Raw genomic sequence first — 3,187 nt, 5'->3', positions numbered from 1 at the left:
GGGGGGGGGACGGGGGAGTTGAACGCCCCTCGCGCCGCTCCCGTACTTGAGGGGCAGCGGGCTCTCGGCTGTCGAGTACCTGCCTGCCGTGCCCGGAGGAGTCCCGTCCATGACCGCACACCGCACCGCCGCCCGCGTCGTCCTTGCCGGGACGGCCCCGCTCCTGCTCGCGGTGGGGGCCGCCGGGCCCGCCGCCGCGNNGGCCGCTGTCGCCTCCGGCGTGGCCGCCTTCGACAACCTGCGGCTGGCGGGCGTCGCCGGCCGGGACCGGCAGGTGGTGCCCGACGGCAAGCTGTGCAGCGGCGGCCTCGCCGCCTACCGGGGGCTCGACCTGGCCCGCGCCGACTGGCCCTCGACCCGGCTGACCGCCGGGGCGGACCTGACGCTCACGTACCGGTCGACGATCCCGCACACGGGCACGTTCAAGCTGTTCCTGACCAAGGACGGCTACGACCCGACGAAGCCGCTCACGTGGTCCGACCTGCCGTCCCGGCCCTTCGCGACGGCCACCGACCCGGCCCTGGTGAACGGTGCCTACCGGATCAGCGCCAAGCTGCCGTCCGACCGCACCGGCCGCCACCTGCTGTACACGATCTGGCAGAACACGAGCACGCCGGACACCTACTACTCGTGCTCGGACGTGGTCTTCCCCGGCGCGAAGGACAACGCCCGGTCCGCCGGTTCCACAGCGTCCGCCGGGTCCGCGGCGCGAGGGCGCGCGGAGTCACCGGCGAAGTCCGCCACCCCGGAGACCACCCCCACCCGGGCCTCCTCGAAGTCCCCGGCCGACGTGGCGAGTACGTCGGCGCAGCCGTCGCGGACGCCGACCGGCGCGCCCGGCGAGGCGGTCTCCTCCCCCGCCTCCGACAAGGACGACCGCGCGCCGGCCCTGCCTCTGATCGCGGGCGGCGCGGCGGGTCTGCTGATCACGGCGGGCGCCGCGTACACCTTGCGCAGGCGGCGCTGACGCGCCGGGCCTGCCGACAGCCGGAGATCACACGCCTGATAGCCTGCGCGTCGCTTCGGTAGTGAAAAATGGCATTCTCAGGGGAGATGTACGTGCGGACCTGGCGGAGGAGCCTGGAAGCGGCCGAGGTGCGCCAGGACACCCTGCGCGACGACTACACGAAGGTCGCGCGGTTCATGCGGCGGCGGGAGCCGGCCGGCTATCTGGCGGTGCGCCTGCTGGTGCCCGTGGGCCAGCAGCCCCATGTGCTCGCCGGATACGCCTTCGCGTCGTACACCGACGACGTCTGCGACCGGGGCACGGTCCAGGAGCGCACCCGACGCTACGACGCGTGGGACGAGCGGGTGCGCGCGGCGCTGGACTCGGGAAGCGCCGGGCATCCGCTGCTGCGCGCGTTCCTGCACACGGCGGCCACCCGTGAACTGCCGCACCGGTGGGTCGACTCGTACCTGGACGGCGCGCGGATCGACCTCGACTTCCCCGGCTTCGCCACCGAGGCCGACTACCAGCGGTACGTGGAACAGCTCACCTGGCCGTTCCTGATGATCACCTCGGGCCTTGCCCATCAGGGCGGCGGCAGCGCCGAGTTCGCCGCCGCCTGCCGTCTGTTCGCCGACGCGGCCCAGCGGACGGACATCCTGACCGACCTGCACGAGGACCTGCGCGGCGGGCGCCTGTACCTGCCCGTCAGCGATCTCGACCGGTACGACATCGCGCGCGAGGACCTCGAACAGGGCCGCGACCTGCCCGGCGTACACGCGCTGATCGCGGCCACCGCGCAGACCGCGCGCGCCACGCTCCGGGAGGCCGGCGTACTCCTCGACCACTGCTCCGAGGAACACCGGCGCCTGATGCGTTTCGTACTGGACCTGCACCATCAGCGCCTGCAGTCGGTGACGTCCCGCGGCGCCTCGGTGACCCGCCGCCCGGTACGCGACCGCCCGGTGGCCTGCCTGCGCCTGCTGACCCGCCGCACACCGGCCCACCGGGACGAACTCGCCGGAACGACCCGGTAACGCTCCCACCGGCCAACACATCTGCCGAGCAGCGCCGCCACCGACCGCCGCTCTTTTCAGGGGCAGGGGCGCGGGGAACTGCGCATCTTTTAGGGGCGCGGGGAACTGCGCGACAAGCCGCACTCGATCCGCAGCAGCCGGACCGGGCCGGTGGCACCCCAGGCCCTCCACCAGAGCTCAGCGCACGCGCCCCCGCGGTTTCAGCGCAACCGGCGGAAGCGCGGGAGCAGCCAGCCGCCCCCCGCCGTACCCCACCACCTCACCGAACCGCGACCCCGTCATCCAGTCCGACCGCGCCTGCTCGATGTCCGCCTGGGACCGCCCGATGAAGTTCCACCACATGACCAGCTCCTCCTCGAACGGCTCGCCGCCGAGAAGCATGAGACCGGCGTCCGACTCCGCCCGCAGGGGCAGCTCGGTGCGACCGCAGCCGAGGTAGAGCATGGAGCCGGGCAGCAGCGGCACACCGTCCACGTGCGCCTCGCCGGACATGGACAGCACGGCGTACTCGAAGTCCGGCTCCAGCGGCAGGCGCAGGTCCGCCCCGCGGGCGAGCGCCAGGTCGGCGCCGACGATCGGCGTGTACGTCGTCCCCGGCGAGGCCGCGCCGTCGACGCCGCCCAGGACGACCGTGACGGTCAGGCCGGGAGCCGTCACCACGGGCAGCTCGCTGTGGTGCTCGAAACGCGGCTCGGTGTGGCGGTCGCCGTCGGGCAGAGCGACCCACAGCTGCGCGCCGTGCAGGAAGCGGGCGTGCGACTCGGGGCTCTCCTCCGAGTGACTGATGGCCCGGCCGGAGGTCATGAGGCCCAGCTCACGGGGGCGGATCGTCTGCAGGCTGCCCGTGGAGTCGCGGTGCAGCACCTCGCCCTCGTGCAGCCAGCTGACGGTCTGCAGGCCCATGTGCGGATGCGGCGGAACCTGCATGCCGGGCTCTTCGGCGATGTCGTCGGGACCGTAGTGATCGACGAAGCACCAGGCGCCCACCATGCGCCGGCCCAGGTTGGGCAGCAGACGCCGGACTTCGCTGGACTCGCCGAGCTTGACCCGGCGGGGACTGAGGAGTTCACGCACCGGCTCCGCCACCACGAAACCCCGGCCGCCGCACAGCGCGGGAACAGCGTCGCGATCAAGATTGCTCATGGCGCACAACCTAACCCGTGGAAGACGGTCCGTCAGGCCCCGTCCCCGTCCGGTCCCCACC

General features: G+C 73.1%; 3 protein-coding genes. 2 read left to right on the top strand and 1 reads right to left on the bottom strand.

All coding sequences use genetic code 11. From position 1 onward, the window contains the following. Positions 1 to 201 precede the first annotated feature (201 nt). Together AOK01_RS39965 and AOK01_RS39960 are read left to right on the top strand one after the other, a co-directional pair. Positions 202 to 967: lytic polysaccharide monooxygenase (locus AOK01_RS39965; protein ID WP_245702625.1), on the top strand; the 766-nt coding region annotated here is incomplete at its 5' end. Between the two features lie 68 nt (positions 968 to 1,035). Then, on the top strand, positions 1,036 to 1,983 hold the full coding sequence (locus tag AOK01_RS39960; protein ID WP_079104119.1) for a squalene/phytoene synthase family protein: 948 nt from the start codon (positions 1,036 to 1,038) through the stop codon (positions 1,981 to 1,983). Between the two features lie 177 nt (positions 1,984 to 2,160). Here the strand turns inward: AOK01_RS39960 and AOK01_RS39955 are convergent, their stop codons facing one another. Beyond that, the gene (locus AOK01_RS39955) at positions 2,161 to 3,126 is read right to left on the bottom strand and encodes a pirin family protein (RefSeq protein WP_055520550.1); all 966 of its coding nucleotides are present in this window, start codon (positions 3,124 to 3,126) and stop codon (positions 2,161 to 2,163) included. Positions 3,127 to 3,187: the final 61 nt, after the last annotated feature.

This window comes from Streptomyces aurantiacus (assembly GCF_001418335.1).
Classification (GTDB): Bacteria; Actinomycetota; Actinomycetes; order Streptomycetales; family Streptomycetaceae; genus Streptomyces; species Streptomyces aurantiacus.
This window is presented reverse-complemented; position numbering and strand designations above follow the sequence as displayed.

Excerpts from the sequence above, each read along its gene's own strand:
- AOK01_RS39955 (WP_055520550.1), bottom strand. The coding sequence starts at position 3,126 with ATGAGCAATCTTGATCGCGACGCTGTTCCCGCGCTGTGCGGCGGCCGG.
- AOK01_RS39960 (WP_079104119.1), top strand. The coding sequence starts at position 1,036 with ATGGCATTCTCAGGGGAGATGTACGTGCGGACCTGGCGGAGGAGCCTG.